This window comes from Corynebacterium sp. HMSC27B11, assembly GCF_001815985.1.
Classification (GTDB): domain Bacteria; phylum Actinomycetota; class Actinomycetes; order Mycobacteriales; family Mycobacteriaceae; genus Corynebacterium.
The window spans coordinates 21,819-39,833 of record NZ_KV823561.1 but is presented as its reverse complement, the minus strand read 5'-3'; the positions used below and the strand labels follow the sequence as shown (position 1 = coordinate 39,833).

Below are 18,015 nucleotides of genomic sequence, written 5' to 3'. Positions count from 1 at the left end.
AATCCCAACGCCGAGGCCGGCATGACCCGCGCTGCTGACTGGTCCATCGCCCGGGCGGCTGCCCACGCGCCGGGCGCCCCATTGGTGACCATCATCGGCGATGGCCAGCTGGCCCGCATGATGCAGCAGGAGGCCGTGGAACTGGGCCTGTCTGCCCGCGTGCTTGCCGGCTCCGCCGACTCTTCTGCCGCGCAGGTCACCGCGGACGTCGTGCTGGGGGACTACACCAATAAGGCACACGTCGCGGAGGTCTCCAAGGATGCCGATGCCGTGACCTTCGACCATGAGCACGTGCCAAACGAGTTCCTCGACGAGCTCATCGCCGCGGGCATCAACGTCCAGCCGCAGCCGAAGGCCCTGATTAATGCGCAGGACAAGCTGATCCAGCGCCAGCGCCTCTCCGAGTTGGGCGCCCCGGTCCCGGCCTTCACCGCCATCGCGAACACCGAGGACGCCGCCGCCTTCTGGGGTACCACCGGCGGCAAGGTCTGCCTCAAGGCCCGCCGCGGCGGGTACGACGGCAAGGGCGTGTGGTTCCCGGATTCCGAGGCCGAGCTCAACGAGCTGGTCGCCGAGCTGCTGGACAAGGGCGTGCCGCTGATGGCCGAGGAGAAGGTCGAGCTTGTCCGCGAGCTCTCCGCCCTGGTCGCCCGCACCCCGTCGGGGGAGGCGAAGGCCTGGCCGATCACCGAGTCCGTCCAGGAGCGCGGCATCTGCGTGGAGGCCGTCGCCCCAGCCCCGGGCCACGACGGAGAGGTCCTCAACCAGGCCCGCGAACTGTCCCGCACCATCGCCACCGAGCTGGATGTCACCGGCGTGCTCGCCGTCGAGCTCTTCGAGTTCCGCGACGCCGAGGGTTCGCTGGCGATCAGCGTCAACGAGTTGGCCATGCGCCCGCACAACACCGGGCACTGGACCCAGAACGGTTCCGTGACCAGCCAGTTCGAGCAGCACCTGCGCGCAGTGCTGGACCGCCCGCTGGGCAGCACAGATCTCACCGCGCCCGCCACGGTCATGGCCAATGTGCTGGGGAACGACGATGCCGACCCGGCCATGCCGATGCACGAGCGGATGGACCAGGTGTGGCGCCGCTTCCCGGCGGCCAAGATCCACATGTACGGCAAAGACTGGCGCCCGCGTCGCAAGATCGGGCACGTGAACCTCTCCCTGCCCGCAGGCCAGCCCGCGACCGACGAAGCGGTGGCACAGCTGCGCCGCGACGCCCGCCTGGCCGCGGACTTCCTCGTCGCCGCCGAGTGGTCCGACGGCTGGACCGAAGCCTAGAAACCGATCAGCCCCAGGAGGCACATAACATGACTAGCAACAAGAACTCTGCCCCCACCGGCCCGCAGGTCGGCCTGATCATGGGCTCCGATTCCGACTGGCCGACCGTCGAACCCGCCGCAGAGGTGCTGGCCGAGTTCGGCATCCCGATGGAGATCGGCGTGGTCTCCGCGCACCGCACCCCGGAGCGCATGCTGGATTACGCGCGCGAGGCGCACAAGAACGGCGTGAAGGTCATCATCGCCTGCGCTGGGGGTGCTGCGCACCTGCCGGGCATGGTTTCGGCAGCCACGCCGCTGCCGGTCATCGGCATTCCACGTGCTCTGAAGAACCTCGATGGCCTGGACTCGTTGCTCTCCATCGTGCAGATGCCGGCGGGCGTGCCGACCGCCACCGTCTCCATCGATGGTGCGAAGAACGCTGGCCTGCTGGCCGTCCGCATGCTCGCGGTGGCTGACCCGGAGCTCATGGAGCGCATGGTGAAGTACCAGGAGGATATGCGCGATAGCGTCATGGAGAAGGACGCCGCCTTGAAGCGCAAGCTCCTCGGCGAGTAGTTTCCAGCTGCCGCAAAGCTGGGCCTCGCAGCTCAGCAACGCCATCGCCGGGCCTCGCAGCTCGGCCAGGAAAGGCAAAAAGCGCCCCTCGGGGCGCTTTTTCTTTGTGCTCTCCAGGGGCGCTCTAGTACTCCCGGTAGCGGCGGTAGCGACGCCACACCAGCCAGCTCAGCAGCAGTAGGACCGCGAAGAATACACCGGGCCAGGGGGAGGGCTCGGGCTGGAAGACATTCCACACCGCCTGCACCCCGGCCAGCAGGGTGAAAAAGCCCACGAAGCCCAGGGCGGACTCCCAAACCAGCTTCTTGCGCTGGCCGTCCGGATCCACCTCGCCGGCTGTGGCGCCACTCCGGGCAGATTCGCCGGTGCGCCCGCCCGCTCCACCGGCGCGCTCGTCCAGCCCGCTGGCAGCCCCGCCGACTGGCCGGTCCTCGCGCGTGCCCCGCGCCACGTCCTCAGGTTTCGACACGTTCAACCAACCCCTACTTCACGCCACCGGCGGTCAGCCCGGAGACGATGCGGCGCTGGAAGACCAGCACCATCACGACCAGCGGCACCGTCACCAGCGCGCCGGCGGCCATCGTCGCCGCGTAGGGGAACTCGTAGGCCGAGGCCCCGGAGAAGCGGGCGATCGCCACGGTCACCGGCTCCACGGCGGGGGTGGACAGCTGCTTGGCGAGCATGAACTCGTTCCAGGTCGCGATGAACGCCAGGATGGCCGTCGTAAACAGGGCGGGCGTGGCCAGCGGAAGAATGACCTTCCGGAAAGCCAGGCCACGGGAGGCGCCGTCCACGCGGGCGGCCTCCTCCAGCTTCCACGGCAGCTCGCGGAAGAAGCTGGTCAGCGTGTACACCGTCAGCGGCAGCACGAAGGAGATATTCGGGATGATCATCGCCTGGTAGGTGCCGATCCACTCGATCTTGGAGAAGAGCTGGAACAGCGGGGTGACCAGCGCGATGCCCGGGAACATCGAGGCCGCCAGGATGATGCCCGTGACCAGCCCCTTGCCGCGGAAGTCCACGCGGGCCAGGGCGTAGGCGGTGAACACGCCCACCGTGAGCGCGATCGCGGTGGTCGCGGCACCGATGATCAGTGAGTTGCCGATCGCCCGGAGGAAGTTATTGCCGGCGTCGGTGGCCAGCGCGTCGCGGAAGTTCTCCAGCGTCAGGTGGCTGGGCAGCGGGTTGGTGGAGAAGGTGTAGCGCTTGTCGCGCAGGGCGGTGACCACCATCCAGTAGAACGGCGCGAGACCCCACGCCAGGATCACTATGACGGCGAGGTAGTTGCGCAGAGTCTGGGTTGCCTTCTTCATCGCTGTCCTCCCGTCGCTGCGGTATCTACGGTGTGCGCGCCCTGCGCGCCCGCTGCGTTGCCCTTGTCGGGGACGTCGCCGCGGTCGGTCTCAGCCTTCTGCTCGTTCTTCTTCGTGGCGACGCTCCCGCCGCGCAGCCTGCTCAGCAGAGACTTCTTTGGCTTGCTGCCAGCATCCTGGGTTCCGCCGATATCGGCGCCCAGGAACCTCACCATCACGTATGCCACCCCGAAGATCAGCAGGAAGATGAGGGTGGACAGGGCGGAGGCTGAGTTGTAGTTGCCCTGCTTGGTATCCGTGATCACCAGCTGGCTGATCACAGCAGTGGGGGAGTTGGAGGACTCGGAGATCATGATGACCGGCAGGTCGTACATGCGCAGCGCGTCCAGGGTGCGGAAAAGCACCGCGACCATCAGCGCCGGGCGGACCAGCGGCAGGGTGATCTGGGTGAACTGCTGCCACTTGGAGGCCCCATCCACGCGGGCGGCCTCGTAGACACCCTGCGGGATCATCTGCAGGCCCGCGAGGATCAGCAGCGCCATGAAGGGTGCGGTCTTCCACACGTCCGCGATGATCACCGCGAAGCGGGCGGCCCACGGGTCGGTGGTCCAGTGGATCTGGGTGCCGAGCAGGGAGTTGATGATGCCCTGGTCCGCGAAGATGAACTGCCAGAGCTTCGCGGTCACCGCAGTGGGGATCGCCCAGGGCACCAGCACGGCGGCGCGCAGCAGGCCACGGCCGAGGAAGCTGCGGTTCATCACCAGCGCCATCCACAGACCCAGCACAGTCTCCAGGCTGACGGTGACCACCACGAAGAAGAGGGTGATGCCCAAGGCAGGGTAGAAGTCCGTTGGCAGCATGCCGGAGGTGCACTCCACCACGGTGCCGTTCGGACTCATGCAGCGCTGGGCGATCCACGTGAGGTAGTGGTCGAAGCCCGCGAAGCCGCCCTCCACGAACATGCCGGTGTCCGGGTTAAGGTGCCGGTTGGCCTGGAAGGAAAGATAGATCGCTCGCAGGATCGGGTAGCCGATGACGAGAGCCAGCAGCAGCATGGCCGGGCCGACGAGCCAGATCGCGCGCAGGTCGCGGCGCGGCGTGCTCCTGCTCGTGTCCGTCGCCTTCCTGCCGTGCGACGTGGCACCCGGTCCAGGCTGCTGGTTGGCCGGTGCCGCCGATGTCGGCGAGGTGCTCACAGGCTTTCTCCTTTTGCCGTTGACGGGCCCGCCGGGGACACCAGCGGGCGGGTTGCATAAAAAGCATAGTCGCCACCCCCGACAGGAATGGCGAGGCGGCCACCACATCATGGTGATGCGGTGGCCGCCTGAGTGTCGCGCATCGCGACGAGAGGGGTGAAGAGGCTTTAGCCCTGAGCAGACTCGATGGCCTTCTTCATGTCCTCGGTGACCTTGTCGACCGGGCGCTTCTGGGTCAGTGCAGCGTAGGAGTTATCCTGCACCGCCTTGGACAGAGCGTCGTAGGTCGGGGATGCCGGACGCGGCTTCGCGTTCTCCAGGGAGACCTTCAGAGCCTCCATGTACGGGAACTCCTTCTGGATGTCTTCCTCGTCGTAGATGCTTGCCAGCACCGGTGGGAAGGAAGCCTTGGCGAAGGAGCGCTGGTTCTCTTCAGTGATGATGAACTCGATGAACTCCTTGGCCGTGGCCTTGTGCTTGGAGTTGATGTTGATGCCGTTGTTGTAGCCACCCAGGGTGGACACGCCGACGCCGTCCTTACCGACCAGCGGGGAGACCTCGGTCTTGCCCTTCACCGCGGAGCCCTCCTCCTCGGCGTTGGTGTACATGTACGGCCAGTTGATCGCCATTGCGGTCTGGCCCTGCGTGAAGGCGAGGTTGACCTCTTCCTCGGTTGCGCCGGTGGAGGCGGAGGAGATGGTCTTGTCGTGGTACGCGTCCACGAGGGCCTGCAGGCCCTCCTGGGACTTCTCATCGGTGGCGGTGACGTTGCCGTCCTCGTCCATGATGGCCCCGCCCCAGCCGCGCATGAAGCTGTCGGTCATGACGGTCAGACCCTCGTACTGCTTCAGGGTCGCGGTCAGGCAGTCCTGGTCCTTGACCTCCGTGCACTTCTCGACGAGCGCGTCCCAGTTCTCCGGCACGTCCTTGACGATGTCGGTGTTGCGGTACAGCAGCTGCGCGTTGGTGTTCTGCGGCAGCGCATAGAGCTTGTCGTTGTAGGTTGCGGACTCCACGGTGGGCTGCAGCAGCTTGCTGGTGTCGACCTCGAGGTCGCCCTCCAGCGGTGCGAGCCAGCCGTTGGCTGCGAACTGTGCGGTCCAGACGACGTCCAGTGCCATGACGTCGATGTCGTCCTGGCCTGCCTGCAGGGACTGCACCAGGGTGTCGCGCTGGGCATCGGCCTCACCGGCGAGCTCCTGGAGCTTCACCTGCTCGTCCGGGTGCTCCTTGTTCCACGCGTCGATGATCGGGCGGAGCTTGTCGGTGTCGTTCTTGCCCATCGCGAAGGTGATGGGGCCGCGGGCGTCGGCGCCCTCCTGACCCTTGGCGGAGTCGTCGGAGCCGCCGTCGGAGCAGGCTGCCAGAGCCATGCCGGATGCCGCGAGGATGGCCAGCATCTTCTTGTACTGGTTTGCCATAGTGGAGCCTTTCTAGAAGGTATTCCCGGCTGACCGTTCCCGGCGAGAGATACAGGGAAGCCACCCACCAACGCGCCGTCGGGGCGCGCGGATGAGTGGCAGTCAGCGGGAAAGCTGAAAAGTCTGCACCCCAAGTTTAGGTAATCGGGGGGTAGATCCCACGATGAATATCTTTCTAGTGGTGAATTCTAGCCCCGGCCGTTACCCCCGACCCGCTCCTGGGTCTGGGCGTCGAAGAAGTGGATCCGGGCGCCTGTCGCCGGGGAAAGCACCACGGTCTGCCCAATGGCGGACTGCTCACCCGACCCGCCGCGGGCCACGAGGGTGCCGTAGTCGGTCTCCGCATAGATATAGGAGTCCGCGCCGAGCTCCTCGACGAGGCTGACCTCGCCGCGCACGCCGTTGGACGAGCCCGCGGTGTCGACGGTGAGGTGCTCTGGGCGCACGCCCACGATCAGTTCCTTAGAGCCATCATTTCCCGCGTAGCCAGCCGGCGGGGCCTCGTCGAAGCCCGGCAGCGGCTCGGTGGTGCTCAGCAGGTTCATCGCGGGCGAGCCGATGAAGCCTGCCACGAAGGCGTTATCCGGGTTCTCGTAGAGCTCCTTCGGGCTGTCCACCTGCTGCAACACGCCGTCCTTGAGGACGGCCACGCGGTCGCCCATCGTCATCGCCTCCACCTGGTCGTGGGTGACGTAGACGGTGGTCACCCCCAGGTTCTTCTGCAGCTTCACGATCTGCGCGCGGGTCTGGACGCGCAGCTTGGCGTCCAGGTTGGACAGCGGCTCGTCCATGAGGAAGACCTGCGGCTCGCGGACGATCGCCCGGCCCATGGCCACGCGCTGGCGCTGGCCACCGGAAAGGTCCTTCGGCTTGCGATCCAGGAACTCCTCAAGACCCAGGATCTCCGCCGCGCGGTCCACCCGCTCGGCGATCTCGGACTTCGAGCGCTTGGCGACCTTCAGTGCAAAGCCCATGTTCTCCCGCACCGTCATGTGCGGGTAAAGGGCGTAGTCCTGGAAGACCATCGCGATGTCGCGAGCGGCCGGCTCAGTGCCGGTGACATCCTTGCCGCCGATGGCGATGTGCCCGCCGCTCGTCGCCTCCAGGCCGGCGAGCGCGCGCAGCGTGGTGGACTTTCCACAGCCCGACGGCCCCACGAGCACCAGGAACTCGCCGTCGGCGATGTGCAGGTCGAGGTCCCGCACGCTGGGTCGTTCCGCGCCGGGGTACTGGATCGTTACGTCATCGAATTTCACGTCGGCCATGGGAAAGATGATACTTCAGGACGACGAAGCCCCGCCCCAGCCGACCCTAGAATGTCGAACTATGCCCGAAAGCAAAGTTCCCGGCGCGCTCGGTCACAACCCGCTGAGCACCGGCCCCCTCGGTTCCAACGCGAAGTGGTGGCGCGACCCTGTCCGCCGACTGCAGTTCCTCGTTATCTCGCTGCTTTTCCTCCTGCTCGCCCTCCCGGAGATCGGCTTCGCTTATGGCCAATCCGGGAGGTGGCACGGGCCGGTACTCCTTGCCGGTCTCGCCATCTCCTACGCAGGCTTGGTTGTGCAGCAGTGGCGCGTGGAGCTTGGGGCGGCGGTTGTAGCGATCGGTCTGGCTATATCCGCGCTGTCCGGGACTTTCGCAGTGTTACTCGGGTATCCGCTGGTGTGCTGGCAGGTCTACCTGATCCGAGCACACCTGCCACGGCGCCGGGGTATGTGGCTGACGATCGCCGTGGTCGGCAGCCTTGCGGCGATCACCTGGCAGTTCATCGCGGACCGGTTGTATAACCCGATCTTTTCTGAGGAAACCACCCTCAAGGAAGTGGTCGCCGAGCCAGAGATATGGATGACCATCGGCATGGCCAGCCTGCTGGCCCTGGTGTCCATCGCCCTGTGCTGGCAATTCGGCAAGCAGGCTCATGAGCGCCGGGAGGAGGTCGCCAATCTCGCGGCACGGGCGGAGCTGGCCACAGTTTCCGAGCGCAACCGCATCGCCCGCGAGATGCACGATATCGTCGCGCACTCCCTGACCGTGGTGATCGCGCAGGCCGATGGCGGCCGCTACGCCGGACGTAAGGATCCGGAGAAGGCCATTGAGGCGCTCGAGACGATCTCCACCCGCGGCCGCGAGGCGCTGACACAGATGCGCAGCCTGCTCTCCGTCCTCCACACCGAGGAGGGCCGGGACGTTGCCGCCACCCCGGGCGTCTCCGGTATTCAGGACCTCATCAGCGACGCCAACCGCTCCGGTGCCCACGCCACCCTCGCCGTCGAGGGTGAGGAGGTCCCACTCGACGAGACGAAGGGGCTGACCGTCTACCGGGTGGTGCAGGAGTCCCTCACCAACGTCATTAAGCACGCGGGTCCCGTCGAGGTGCGCGTCCGCCTGCTGTGGGAGGATGCGCGCCTCACCGTGATGGTGGATAACGCCCCAGGGGAGGAGCAGCTGACGGGCAGCGGCCGGGGACTGACGGGCATTAAGGAGCGCGTACGGATCCACGGTGGGAAGGCTAGCTGGGGGTCGAGCGCGCTCTTCCCCGGCGGCTGGAATGTCACGGCCAGCATTCCGCTCGGCGCGTAGGGCTGCGTGTCTGACCGCAGTGCTACCGTGACGGCAGCAGGCCAGCAGAAGAACTAATGACCGAAGAATTTTTAAAAGGCGAGGGGCACGCAAACATGATCACCGTGGGATTGGCTGACGACCAGCAGCTCGTGCGCGCCGGCTTCGCGATGGTGCTGGATAGCCAGGATGACATCGCCGTGGTCTGGGAGGCAGCCGACGGGGCCGAGGCCTGCGAGCTGGCCGTAGCCCAGCCCGTGGATATGATCCTGATGGACGTGCAGATGCCCACCATGGACGGCATCGCGGCGACCCGCCGAATCCTCAACGAGCTCGCCCCCACGGGACCTGCGGGGGAACCGACCCGGGTGGTCGTCCTCACCACCTTTGATAGCGATAACTACGTCCTCGGTGCCGTCACCGCCGGGGCCAGCGGTTTCCTGCTCAAAGACGCCGACCCGGAGGAACTCATCAACGCGGTCCGCACCGTCGGGGAGTCCACCGCCGTGATCAGCCCGGCGGCGACCGCGAAGCTCATCCAGCGCCTGCGGGCGGACGGGGCCGCAGGCAGTGCCGCGTGGCAAGCAGGGTCACCCGCGCCGGGTGCGCAACCGGAGGACACCGCCGCCACGACACCGTCAGCGATGAGGCAAGACACGCCGGATGCCGAGGATGACCTCGGGCTGGTGGATCCACTCACCCCACGCGAGCGGGAGATCCTCTGCCTCATCGCGAAGGGACAGAGCAACCAGGAGATCGCGGAAAAACTCTTCATCTCCCTGCCGACGGTAAAGACCCACGTCGGGCGGGTTCTGATGAAGACCGGCTCGCGGGACCGGGTGCACGCCGTGCTTTTTGCCCTGAAGCACCACCTCGTGGACCCGGAAGAGCTGCTGACCGCCGAAGGTTAAGCGTCAACCGGGTCAGGCACGCCAGCCCGGTGGAGGAACACAGCGGAACCACGGTGAGCCGCGGGGATGACCGGAAGGGGCGGACGTCATACCCCGGTATGAAAGAACAGAAACGGCGATAATCATCCGCCGGACCGATGTTCCAGGGTGGGGCTAGGCACGAAACTGTGAAACATGATCACAGTTGAACAGCTCAGCAAGAGTTACGGAAAGAACCAGGTCCTGAAGGACATCAGCTTCCACGTCCCGGACGGGAAGGTCACCGGCTTCCTCGGGCCAAACGGTGCGGGCAAGTCCACCACGATGCGCTGCATGCTCGGCCTGGACCGGGCAAGCGCCGGGCAGGTCACCTTCAGCGGCGAGTACCGCGACGGGCAGTCCTACGACGGGGCCTTTGCCACACTAAAGAACAAGACGCAGATCGCCGGCGCGGTGCTGGACGCCTCCTGGTTCACCCCGGCACGCACCGGACGCAACCACTTGCGCGTTCTGGCACACGGCGCGGGGATCAGCGACAAGCGCGTGGATGAGTGCCTCGAGATCGTGGGCCTGAGCAGCGCGGCGAAGAAGAAAGCAGGCGGCTACTCCCTGGGCATGAAGCAGCGCCTCGGGCTGGCGGCGGCACTGCTCGGCGACCCGCAGCACCTCATCATGGACGAGCCCGTCAACGGCCTGGACCCCGAGGGCGTCACGTGGATGCGCAACACCATCCGGGCGCTCGCGGCGGAGGGGCGCAGCGTGCTGGTCAGCTCCCACCTGCTCAGCGAAATGCAGCTCACGGCCGACCGCCTGGTGGTGATCGGCAAGGGGCAGATGATCGGGGAGTACTCGATGGACGAGTTCCTTGCCGGCGGAACCGCGGTGTCCGTGGAGTGTCGGGAGGCGGTGCTGCTCAGCGAGAAGCTGCAGCACAAGGGTCTGAAAGTGGAGCTGCAGCGGCCCCGCAGCCTGCGCATCGCCCTGCCGGAGGAACTCAGCGAAGCAGAGCTGCGCGAGTTGGTGGCGCAGACCGCGCTGGAGGAGAACTTCCTCATCACGAAGCTGGCCGCGGAGACCGCGAACCTGGAGCAGCGTTTCCTGGCGGCGACGTCCGAAGCTCAGGAATACCGGACGGGCGCGGTGGCCGGCGCTGGGGCGAAGCGTTAAGTCGCACCGAACAAAACAAGCTAGAAGACCAGCGCGAGAACAAGAAAGAAGGCGCACCCCATGAGCAGCTTCCTCAGCTCAGTGAAATCCGAAACAACGAAACTCCTCACCCTGCGCAGCACGTTGACCTACTTCATCCTGCTGGGCGGTTCCATCGGCGGGCCGGTGTTTTTGTACCTCCTCCTGTCGGAGACGCCCCTCAAGGTGGACTTCTCGGACGTCGGCCTTGGCGGCATGATCGCCCTGATGATCTGCATCGTTTTTGGCGCCTCCACCACGGCCGGCGAGATCAGCACGAAGATGCACGCCCAGGCCTTCCTGACGCAGCAGTCGCGGTGGAACTGGCTGGCCGCCCGTGGCCTCGTTGCCAGCGTCTTCGTGGTGTTCACCCTTGCGCTGGCGATGGCGCTGACGGTGCTGATGATCGTGATCTGGCCAGGAGCGACCTTCGTGGGTGAGCAGAACAATACCGTCTGGTCGCTGCTGATCGGCGGGGCCGCGTTCACCCTGCTCGCGCTGGGAACCGCCAGCCTGTTGCGCTCCCGCGTCGCAGGTATCGGTGTGCCGCTGGTCTGGATGCTCGTCGTGGAGCCGCTGATTTCCCTCGGCGGCGAGAAGTTCGACATCCTCCGGAAGATTTCCGACGTCATGCCAGCGAATACCATCAACGAAATCCAGCGGTATTACACCCTTGAGGGCTACGGCGCCCTGATGGAGGATGCGCACACCCCGGCGTTCTACCTGACTGTGCTGGCGGTGTGGGTCGTGGCCCTGCTGGCCCTGGGCTTCTTCCGCAACTGGCGCGCGGACGTGCGCTAGGCGAGCGCAACCAGGGGGTTGGCAATACTGGCGCGTGGCTTCGGCCGCGCGCTTTTCGTATTTCGGCGCTTGTCAGCGGGCCGGGTACCCGCCGTTATTAGTTAACGAGGCGGGCGTTTTCCGAGGCTGCGAGTTCCGCGAGCCGCTCTGGGGTGGCATCCGTGCTCATGACGACGGCCCCGCCCGCTGCCCAAGGCCGCAGGGTCTCCGCCAGCTGGACCGCGTTGTTCCAGGGGCCGAAGATCACGCGCTCGCCGTCCGCGGCGACGTCGTCGTTCTTAGTGGTGGCCAGCCACTGGCCCTCGCTGAGCTGCTCGCCACCGCTGGCCGCCAGCACCCGGCCCTCATCGACCGGGGCGGACGAGCCCAGGAATGCATCGGGCTGCACCCGCAACTCGGGGGAGAAGTCATTCAGACCGAAGGGCAGCTCGCCGCCCGATTCCGTGACGCCACGGCCGAAGGGGTCGGTGGAGAGGACGAAGACCTCCTCGATCGGCTCGCCCAGCTCGCCGATGTCACCCAGGCCGCCCACTGTATCCAGCCCGCCCAGCCCGTCGTCGGCCAGCTGCTCGGCCAACTCGACAGAGTCCGTGAACGCAGCAACCGGCGGGGCGGCGTCGGAAAGGGAGTCGGGGAGGGGACCGCGGGCGTCCACGACGGTCGCACCGATCAGCCACGCACCCACCGCGATCGTCACCGGCTGCCAGCCGGGCTCAGCGTCGCAGACGATCACCGACCCAGGCCCCGCCCCCAGACCGAGCAGGAGGTTAGCCACCTTGGACTGCCAATTCTGCAGCGTCTGGGCAGAGAGCTCCATGCGGCCAGCATCGGTGTAGGTGGTTAGCCGTGGGGCGGCGGGATCGTTCAGAAGGGCAGAGAGAGCATCCATGCGCCCCATCCTAGAGACGCCACCCGCACGGGTGCGCCTAGTTCACGCACATCGGGCCGTCGCCGCCCGCGTCGATTTCCTCGACCGGTGGCTTGGCCGTCGGGTCCTCGGTGTTCTCCACCGGGTTGCCGTCGCCGCCAATGCTGCCCGTCTGCCCGACGGTGTTGCTGTCCTCGCCGGATTCGGTGCCCTCGTCCGGGATCCCGTCGCCGTCGAGGTCGCGCATGCCCTCGGTCAGCGTGCCTGCGTTCGGGTCATTCGGCTCGACCAGCGGGGCGGTGCCAGGCACGGAGCCCGGGCCGGAGTAGGTGCCCGCCAAAGTGACGGAGAGTTCCTTGTCATCCAGGGAAGGATCCTCGACGATCTCCAGGCCACCGAGCTGCTTGGCCAGCCCACGGGCGGCCGGGTCGTTCTTATCCTTCGCGTTGACCTGGGACTCCGAGACGCCGGTCTCCTCGGAGTTTCCGACCTCTCCCTCCTTGTAGCCGTAGTTTCGGGTCAGCTCGGAGACGTTCGCGGCTACCCCTGGGATGTTGGAGGCATTGAAGACGTTCACGCGGTAGTCCTCCGCGTCGTAGTCCTCGATTGGACCGTCCTTGTCCTTATCCTTGGTGGCCTTCTCGCCGCCGTCCTCCGGGGCGTCCTCGCCGAGCAGTTCGTTGAAGAACTCGTGGACCTGGTCGACGTCGACGGTGACGATGGATTCGCCCATGTCGCCGACCCCGTCGATGGAGGTCACGGGGATGGTCTGGAACTTGACGTTGCCGCCGGCCAGATCCTGCATCTGGGTGGCCAGGGACATGACGTCCCAGCCCTGGTCCAGGACCACGGAGCGCTCCACGGCGTCGTTGATGCGGTTCAGCGCGGAGGGGTCGGTCAGGGTCTTGGAGGAGAGCACCTTGTTGACCAGGGAGGCCATGTAGGCCTGCTGGCGGGTGATGCGGTCCAGGTCGCCTCGGGGCAGACCGTGGCGCTGGCGGACGAAGCTCAGCGCCTGCGAACCCTTGAGCGTGGAGCGCCCCTTCGGGAAGTCCGCGCCGGACAGCGGCTCCTTGACCTTCTCCTTCAGGCAGACGTCCACGCCGCCGACCGCGTCGGTGAGCAGGACGAAGCCGAGCAGTCCGATCTCGGCGTAGTGGTCGACGGTGATGCCCGTCAGGTCGGCGACGGAGTGGATCAGCGCCTGGCGGCCGGCCTGCTTGGAGGCTTCCTCGTCGCTCTTCTCCTGCTCAGCATCCGCCGGCTCGGTGCGGCGCTCGGCGATCTTCTGTTCTTCCTCGAACTTCGCGGTGCCGTAGACGCCGTTGAGCTTCATGTTGCCGTTCGGGGTGGCGACGTACGTGTCGCGCGGCAGGGAGACGGCAGTTGCCCCGGAACCGTCGTTGGGCACGCGGATGAGGATGATCGTGTCCGTGTTGGTGACCTCCTCCTCGCCCGCGTTGAGCATGTCGATCTCCTTTTGGCTCAGGGGGTTGCCCTGGGCATCCGTGCGGGAGTCGATGCCGACCAGGAGGATGTCGGTTGCGCCGTCCTGGTTATCGCCGAGGGCGAGCTCGCCGGTCTGGGCGAGCCGCCCGTCGAGCTGGCCGATCGCCTTATACCCAACCGCGCCGAGCACCAGCACCAACGCTGAGACCGCGGCGAGAACCATGCGCACCGGCTTTGAGCCGATCTGGCGGGTGGCAGTATCCCCGGGGGCGGGCATGATTTGGCGGGAGGAGCGCCGCGGCGTGGCAGGCTCCGAATCCACCCTGCCTGCGCGATCAGTCCGCGAGCGGTAGGCGCGGGGCTGCTGGTCGCCAGCGTTGGGGGGCATAGTCATAGGGTTTTCTTCTCATTCCCGGTTGGCAGATCCGCTGGGGCGCGGGCGGCCTCGTGGCACACAAAACTCCGATAATTATAGGCCTTTTCCCCTGCCAAGCCCACCACCTCCAGGGTGGGCGCAGCGGCCGCCTGGGCGGCTGCTGTTTCCCCGACTGGCTGTGGGGGCCTTAGTTGGCTGTGGGGCCTGAGTAATCTGGACGCCATGCCACAGTCACAGGATTCCCCGACCAACCCCGAGCGCCCGTTGGGCGCTCACGGCGACGCTGCCCGCAACACCGGCGCCGGCCGTGAGGCTGACCGGATGTACGAGAGCCTCGCTGTGGGAACGGGAACAACCGGTGGCGTGGTGCCCGGCATCGTCGTGCTGGGTGCCGGGGGCCAGCTGGGCACAGCGCTTGTGGCCGGGCTGGCAGACCACGCCGCCCCGGTGGTGGCGCTCGGCCGCGCCGAGCTGGACCTGACCGCCAGCGATGAGGAGTGCGCCACCGCCCTGCGGGCAGCCATCGAGCAGGCGGGTGGCCACGACGTTGTGGTCATCAACGCCGCTGCGTGGACGGCGGTGGATGCCGCGGAGGACGCTGCGAATACAACGACGGTCGAGCGGGTGAACGGGACCGCGCCGGGCGTGCTCGCGCAGGTGGCAGCCGCGCAGAACGCGGGTTTCGTCCACATCTCCACTGACTACGTCTTCAGCGGGGAGGCGGGCAGGCCGCGGGCGGTGACCTCGGAGGATCCCCCGGCGCCGGTGAATGAGTACGGCCGCACGAAACTGGTGGGGGAGCGCGCGGTGCTGGATGCCGGCGGAACCGTGGTGCGCACCGCCTGGGTATTCAGCGGGGCCACCGGGCCCGGCCGGGACTTCCTGGACACGATGGCGGGGCTGGCTGACCGCGGTGTGGACCCGAAGGTGGTGGACGATCAGTGGGGCAGGCCGACCTTTACCGGGCACCTCGCCGCGGGGCTTGTCGAGCTGGCAATCACGCTGTGGCGCCAGCGCCCGGTGGATGCGGAGGCGCGCACGCCGGAGCTGCCGCGACTACTGCACGCCACCGGTAGCGGGGAGGCTACGACCTGGGCGGGGTTCGCCGCCGCAATCTTCGACGCCACCGGCCACGACCCGGCCCGCGTGAGCCGAATCCCGACCGCGGAGTACCCCACCCCGGCGCGCCGCCCGGTCGGGGTGTACCTGGACACGAGCTGCTGGGAGGCCGCCGGGCTTTCCCCGCTGCCAGCGTGGCAGGACGGACTGCAGGCGGCTCTGGGGTAACGTTCCCCCCGTGGCACCCATAGCGATTATCACGGTGACGTACTCGCCTGGCGAGTACCTCACAAAGTTCCTGGACTCCATCCCCGCTGCTGCCGAGCAGGGGGCGCACGTCGTCATGGTCGACAATGGTTCGACGGACGGCGCGCCGGAGGCTGCCGTCGCCGACCGTGGCGGACGTATCAGCGGGCCCGGGGCTGAGTCTCAGGACGCCGCCCCGGATGCGGCTGGTAATGCGAAGGAACTGGGCCTGGAGCTGCGCTATTCGGGCGGCAATATCGGCTACGGCTCTGCGATGAACCTCGGCGCCCGCAACCTCCGCGACCTGCGTGACGCGGGTGAGATCGACGATGAGTTCCTCATCATCTCCAACCCGGATGTCGTCTTTACCCCGGGGTCTATCGACGCGATGCTTGAGTGCGCCCGCCGCCACCCGCGCGCAGGGGCCATCGGCCCACTGATCCGCGAGGCAGACGGTTCCGCCTACCCGAGCGCGCGCAGCGTCCCTCGCCTGGGGGCTGGCATCGGGCACGCCCTGCTGGGTGGGGTGTGGCCGTCCAACCCGTGGACGAAGCAGTACCGTCACGACGATGACCTGGACCGTGAGCGCGAGGCCGGCTGGCTGTCCGGCTCCTGCCTGCTGCTGCGGTGGAAGGCCTTCGAGTCTGTCGGTGGCTTCGACGAGCGCTACTTCATGTACATGGAGGACGTGGACCTGGGCGATCGCCTGGGCCGGGCGGGCTGGCAGAACATCTTCACGCCCACCGCGGAGATCAGCCACGCCAAGGGGCACGCCGCGGGTGAGCACCCGGAGAAGATGCTGCCCGCCCACCACGAGTCCGCGTACCGCTTCCAGGCCGACCGCCTGCCCGGGGCGAAGAATGCGCCGATCCGCCTGCTACTCAAGGTGGGGCTCTCGGTGCGCGCCAAGGTGTCGGTGTGGCTCGCCGCGCGGAAACGCAGGGGCTAGCACCGAAAGCGGCGGCCTCGAAGCGCGCACGCCGAGATGCGGTGTGTTGCGGGGCTGCGCATTTTTTCGCAGAGCCTTCCGCCTGGTCGTGGCGCGCTGACGGGAAAATTTGCCCCAGTGTCTCGGCGCCCCGGCGTGGAGGCGGGATTATCACCCGCTGGCGCGCTAACGTGCCTAAGGACACCAACCCCACGATCGGTCGGCCCCAGCAGGGTGCCGGTGAGCTGTTCGTCTGGGGTGAAGCGAATAGTTTTTGACTGTCTACAGCAGTTGCCGAACACGAGGGAGTAAGCGATGGCAGAGGTGCCTCAGGACAACCTTGATACCCGAGCTCTGGCGGAGCAGACTGACGCGGTGATCCTCGTCGGTGGGAAGGGCACCCGGTTGCGTCCCCTTACCAACAGCACGCCGAAGCCGATGCTTCCGGTGGCAGGGGCCCCGTTCCTGCAGCACCTGCTGGCCCGCATCAAGGCTGCGGGGATGACCCATGTGGTGCTCGGCACCAGTTTCAAGGCGGAGGTCTTCGAGCAGTACTTCGGCGACGGCTCCGAGATGGGGCTGGAGATCGAGTATGTCGTCGAGGACGAGCCGCTGGGCACCGGCGGCGGTATCCGCAATGTCGCGAGTAAGCTGCGCCACGACCGCGCGATGATCTTCAACGGTGACGTGCTGGGCGGCACGGACCTCGGCGCGATCCTGCGCACCCACGTGGAGCAGGACGCGGAGGTCACCCTGCACCTGCTGCGCGTGGCCGACCCGCGCGCCTTCGGCTGTGTGCCGACGGACGAGTCCGGCCGTGTCGAGGCTTTCCTGGAGAAGACGGAGGACCCGCCGACGGACCAGATCAACGCGGGCAGCTACGTCTTTAATAAGGACATCATCGAGTCCATCCCTCAGGGACGTGCGGTGTCCGTGGAACGGGAGGTCTTCCCGGAGCTGCTGAACCGCGGGGCGCGCGTGTTCGGGCACGTGGATCAGGCCTACTGGCGCGACCTGGGCACCCCGGGGGACTTCGTGCGCGGTTCTTCCGACCTGGTCCGTGGGATTGCTCCCTCGCCGTTGCTGGAAGGACGTCACGGTGAGGCGCTGGTGGACGAGTCCGCCGCGGTGTCCAGCGGTGCGCTGGTTTATGGCGGTTCGGTGATCGGCCGTGGTGCGGAGATCTCCGGTGGTGCTCGCGTGGAGTCCTCGGTCGTTTTTGATGGCGTGCAGATCGAGGCTGGGGCCACGGTGGAGCGCTGCGTGATCGCGGAGGGGGCGCGCATTGGGGCGCGTGCGCACCTCGAGGACTGCGTGATCGGCGAGGGGGCCGTGATCGGTGCCCGCTGTGAGCTGGAGTCCGGGGCGCGCGTGTGGCCGGGCGTTGCGATTCCGGACGGCGGAATCCGCTTCAGCAGTGACGTCTAGCGCAGCCTGGTCGCGCTAGGGGCGGGGGTCGGTAGACCCCACCGGCGACACCGGTGAGGCGTCATGCTGGCCCTGCGGCGGGACTTTCGGGGGTGGAAATAAAAATTCTTCGAATTTCCAATATCTTGTGCGTGAGACGTCACTTCCGCTGATCGCAGGCCCATATGTAGTGGTTCCGGTGGGGGCGTGCGGAATATCTCGTTACCTTCGAACGTCTGTTCTAGATGTCTGCTGCGGACGATATAGTGACCTCTGTGACAGCTGTGGCTTTTGGGGCGGGCGGGATTTTCAGAAAGTTTGACGGGACGTAACTACACGTGTGTAATCTTCGATATAGCTGCAATAACAACACACCCGGTGAGGCGCTTGACTTTCACCTCAGGCGATACCTTCACAGCGCCGGGAGTGCGAACCAGTAAGGAGTATTGCCGTGGATAAGCCAGCGAGCTCGGCCT

16 protein-coding genes are annotated in these 18,015 nt (G+C 66.7%); 9 read left to right on the top strand and 7 right to left on the bottom strand.

Features of this window, described 5'->3' with window-relative positions:
- Positions 1–21: 21 nt before the first annotated feature.
- Positions 22–1,284 carry a 5-(carboxyamino)imidazole ribonucleotide synthase gene (locus tag HMPREF3097_RS05605; RefSeq protein ID WP_070759580.1) on the top strand — a complete coding sequence of 421 codons (1,263 nt, stop codon included), beginning with the start codon at positions 22–24 and terminating at the stop codon, positions 1,282–1,284.
- Between the two features lie 29 nt (positions 1,285–1,313).
- Entirely contained in the window at positions 1,314–1,841 is a 528-nt protein-coding gene (gene purE / locus HMPREF3097_RS05600) for a 5-(carboxyamino)imidazole ribonucleotide mutase (RefSeq protein WP_070759582.1), read from the top strand.
- Positions 1,842–1,965: 124 nt separating this feature from the next.
- Here the strand turns inward: purE and HMPREF3097_RS05595 are convergent, their stop codons facing one another.
- The 5 genes from HMPREF3097_RS05595 to HMPREF3097_RS05575 form a co-directional block, all read right to left on the bottom strand.
- Positions 1,966–2,310 (bottom strand): hypothetical protein, encoded by a 345-nt coding sequence (locus tag HMPREF3097_RS05595; protein WP_070759588.1) that lies wholly within the window; start codon positions 2,308–2,310, stop codon positions 1,966–1,968.
- Positions 2,311–2,323: 13 nt separating this feature from the next.
- Positions 2,324–3,154, bottom strand: a complete 831-nt coding sequence (locus HMPREF3097_RS05590) for a carbohydrate ABC transporter permease (RefSeq protein ID WP_070759584.1) — start codon at positions 3,152–3,154, stop codon at positions 2,324–2,326.
- The gene (locus HMPREF3097_RS05585) at positions 3,151–4,209 is read right to left on the bottom strand and encodes a carbohydrate ABC transporter permease (protein WP_246821306.1); all 1,059 of its coding nucleotides are present in this window, start codon (positions 4,207–4,209) and stop codon (positions 3,151–3,153) included. Before HMPREF3097_RS05585 ends, HMPREF3097_RS05590 begins: the two co-directional genes overlap by 4 nt.
- A gap of 308 nt (positions 4,210–4,517) precedes the next feature.
- Positions 4,518–5,771 (bottom strand): ABC transporter substrate-binding protein, encoded by a 1,254-nt coding sequence (locus tag HMPREF3097_RS05580; protein ID WP_070761516.1) that lies wholly within the window; start codon positions 5,769–5,771, stop codon positions 4,518–4,520.
- Positions 5,772–5,959: 188 nt separating this feature from the next.
- Entirely contained in the window at positions 5,960–7,036 is a 1,077-nt protein-coding gene (locus HMPREF3097_RS05575) for an ABC transporter ATP-binding protein (RefSeq protein WP_070761514.1), read from the bottom strand.
- 61 nt (positions 7,037–7,097) lie between these two features.
- Between HMPREF3097_RS05575 and HMPREF3097_RS05570 the strand changes: the two genes are divergently transcribed.
- The 4 genes from HMPREF3097_RS05570 (at position 7,098) to HMPREF3097_RS05555 (ending at position 11,206) form a co-directional block, all read left to right on the top strand.
- Positions 7,098–8,351, top strand: coding sequence for a sensor histidine kinase (locus HMPREF3097_RS05570; RefSeq protein ID WP_070761512.1), 1,254 nt, complete (start codon positions 7,098–7,100; stop codon positions 8,349–8,351).
- A 95-nt stretch (positions 8,352–8,446) separates the two neighbouring features.
- A complete protein-coding gene (locus HMPREF3097_RS05565; RefSeq protein ID WP_070761511.1) occupies positions 8,447–9,241 on the top strand; it encodes a response regulator in 795 nt (264 codons plus the stop codon).
- Between the two features lie 174 nt (positions 9,242–9,415).
- Positions 9,416–10,387: an ABC transporter ATP-binding protein gene (locus HMPREF3097_RS05560; protein ID WP_070761509.1), complete on the top strand. Its 972-nt coding sequence runs from the start codon at positions 9,416–9,418 to the stop codon at positions 10,385–10,387.
- Positions 10,388–10,447: 60 nt separating this feature from the next.
- Positions 10,448–11,206 (top strand): ABC transporter permease, encoded by a 759-nt coding sequence (locus HMPREF3097_RS05555; protein ID WP_070761507.1) that lies wholly within the window; start codon positions 10,448–10,450, stop codon positions 11,204–11,206.
- Between the two features lie 97 nt (positions 11,207–11,303).
- Here the strand turns inward: HMPREF3097_RS05555 and HMPREF3097_RS05550 are convergent, their stop codons facing one another.
- Together HMPREF3097_RS05550 and HMPREF3097_RS05545 are read right to left on the bottom strand one after the other, a co-directional pair.
- A complete protein-coding gene (locus tag HMPREF3097_RS05550; protein WP_070761505.1) occupies positions 11,304–12,095 on the bottom strand; it encodes a TIGR03089 family protein in 792 nt (263 codons plus the stop codon).
- Between the two features lie 37 nt (positions 12,096–12,132).
- A complete protein-coding gene (locus tag HMPREF3097_RS05545) occupies positions 12,133–13,917 on the bottom strand; it encodes an LCP family protein (protein ID WP_070761504.1) in 1,785 nt (594 codons plus the stop codon).
- Positions 13,918–14,121: 204 nt separating this feature from the next.
- Between HMPREF3097_RS05545 and HMPREF3097_RS05540 the strand changes: the two genes are divergently transcribed.
- The 3 genes from HMPREF3097_RS05540 (at position 14,122) to HMPREF3097_RS05530 (ending at position 17,560) form a co-directional block, all read left to right on the top strand.
- Positions 14,122–15,186, top strand: coding sequence for an SDR family oxidoreductase (locus HMPREF3097_RS05540; protein ID WP_246821302.1), 1,065 nt, complete (start codon positions 14,122–14,124; stop codon positions 15,184–15,186).
- Between the two features lie 10 nt (positions 15,187–15,196).
- Positions 15,197–16,153, top strand: coding sequence for a glycosyltransferase family 2 protein (locus HMPREF3097_RS05535; protein WP_070761502.1), 957 nt, complete (start codon positions 15,197–15,199; stop codon positions 16,151–16,153).
- A 294-nt stretch (positions 16,154–16,447) separates the two neighbouring features.
- Complete coding sequence (locus tag HMPREF3097_RS05530) at positions 16,448–17,560, top strand: mannose-1-phosphate guanylyltransferase (protein ID WP_070761500.1); 1,113 nt, start codon at positions 16,448–16,450, stop codon at positions 17,558–17,560.
- Positions 17,561–18,015 lie beyond the last annotated feature (455 nt).

Coding starts and splice junctions, on each gene's coding strand:
- HMPREF3097_RS05605 (WP_070759580.1), top strand. CDS start 22: ATGACCCGCGCTGCTGACTGGTCCATCGCCCGGGCGGCTGCCCACGCG.
- purE (WP_070759582.1), top strand. CDS start 1,314: ATGACTAGCAACAAGAACTCTGCCCCCACCGGCCCGCAGGTCGGCCTG.
- HMPREF3097_RS05590 (WP_070759584.1), bottom strand. CDS start 3,154: ATGAAGAAGGCAACCCAGACTCTGCGCAACTACCTCGCCGTCATAGTG.
- HMPREF3097_RS05585 (WP_246821306.1), bottom strand. CDS start 4,209: ATGCTGCTGCTGGCTCTCGTCATCGGCTACCCGATCCTGCGAGCGATC.
- HMPREF3097_RS05580 (WP_070761516.1), bottom strand. CDS start 5,771: ATGGCAAACCAGTACAAGAAGATGCTGGCCATCCTCGCGGCATCCGGC.
- HMPREF3097_RS05575 (WP_070761514.1), bottom strand. CDS start 7,036: ATGGCCGACGTGAAATTCGATGACGTAACGATCCAGTACCCCGGCGCG.
- HMPREF3097_RS05570 (WP_070761512.1), top strand. CDS start 7,098: ATGCCCGAAAGCAAAGTTCCCGGCGCGCTCGGTCACAACCCGCTGAGC.
- HMPREF3097_RS05565 (WP_070761511.1), top strand. CDS start 8,447: ATGATCACCGTGGGATTGGCTGACGACCAGCAGCTCGTGCGCGCCGGC.
- HMPREF3097_RS05560 (WP_070761509.1), top strand. CDS start 9,416: ATGATCACAGTTGAACAGCTCAGCAAGAGTTACGGAAAGAACCAGGTC.
- HMPREF3097_RS05555 (WP_070761507.1), top strand. CDS start 10,448: ATGAGCAGCTTCCTCAGCTCAGTGAAATCCGAAACAACGAAACTCCTC.
- HMPREF3097_RS05550 (WP_070761505.1), bottom strand. CDS start 12,095: ATGGATGCTCTCTCTGCCCTTCTGAACGATCCCGCCGCCCCACGGCTA.
- HMPREF3097_RS05545 (WP_070761504.1), bottom strand. CDS start 13,917: ATGACTATGCCCCCCAACGCTGGCGACCAGCAGCCCCGCGCCTACCGC.
- HMPREF3097_RS05540 (WP_246821302.1), top strand. CDS start 14,122: ATGCCACAGTCACAGGATTCCCCGACCAACCCCGAGCGCCCGTTGGGC.
- HMPREF3097_RS05530 (WP_070761500.1), top strand. CDS start 16,448: ATGGCAGAGGTGCCTCAGGACAACCTTGATACCCGAGCTCTGGCGGAG.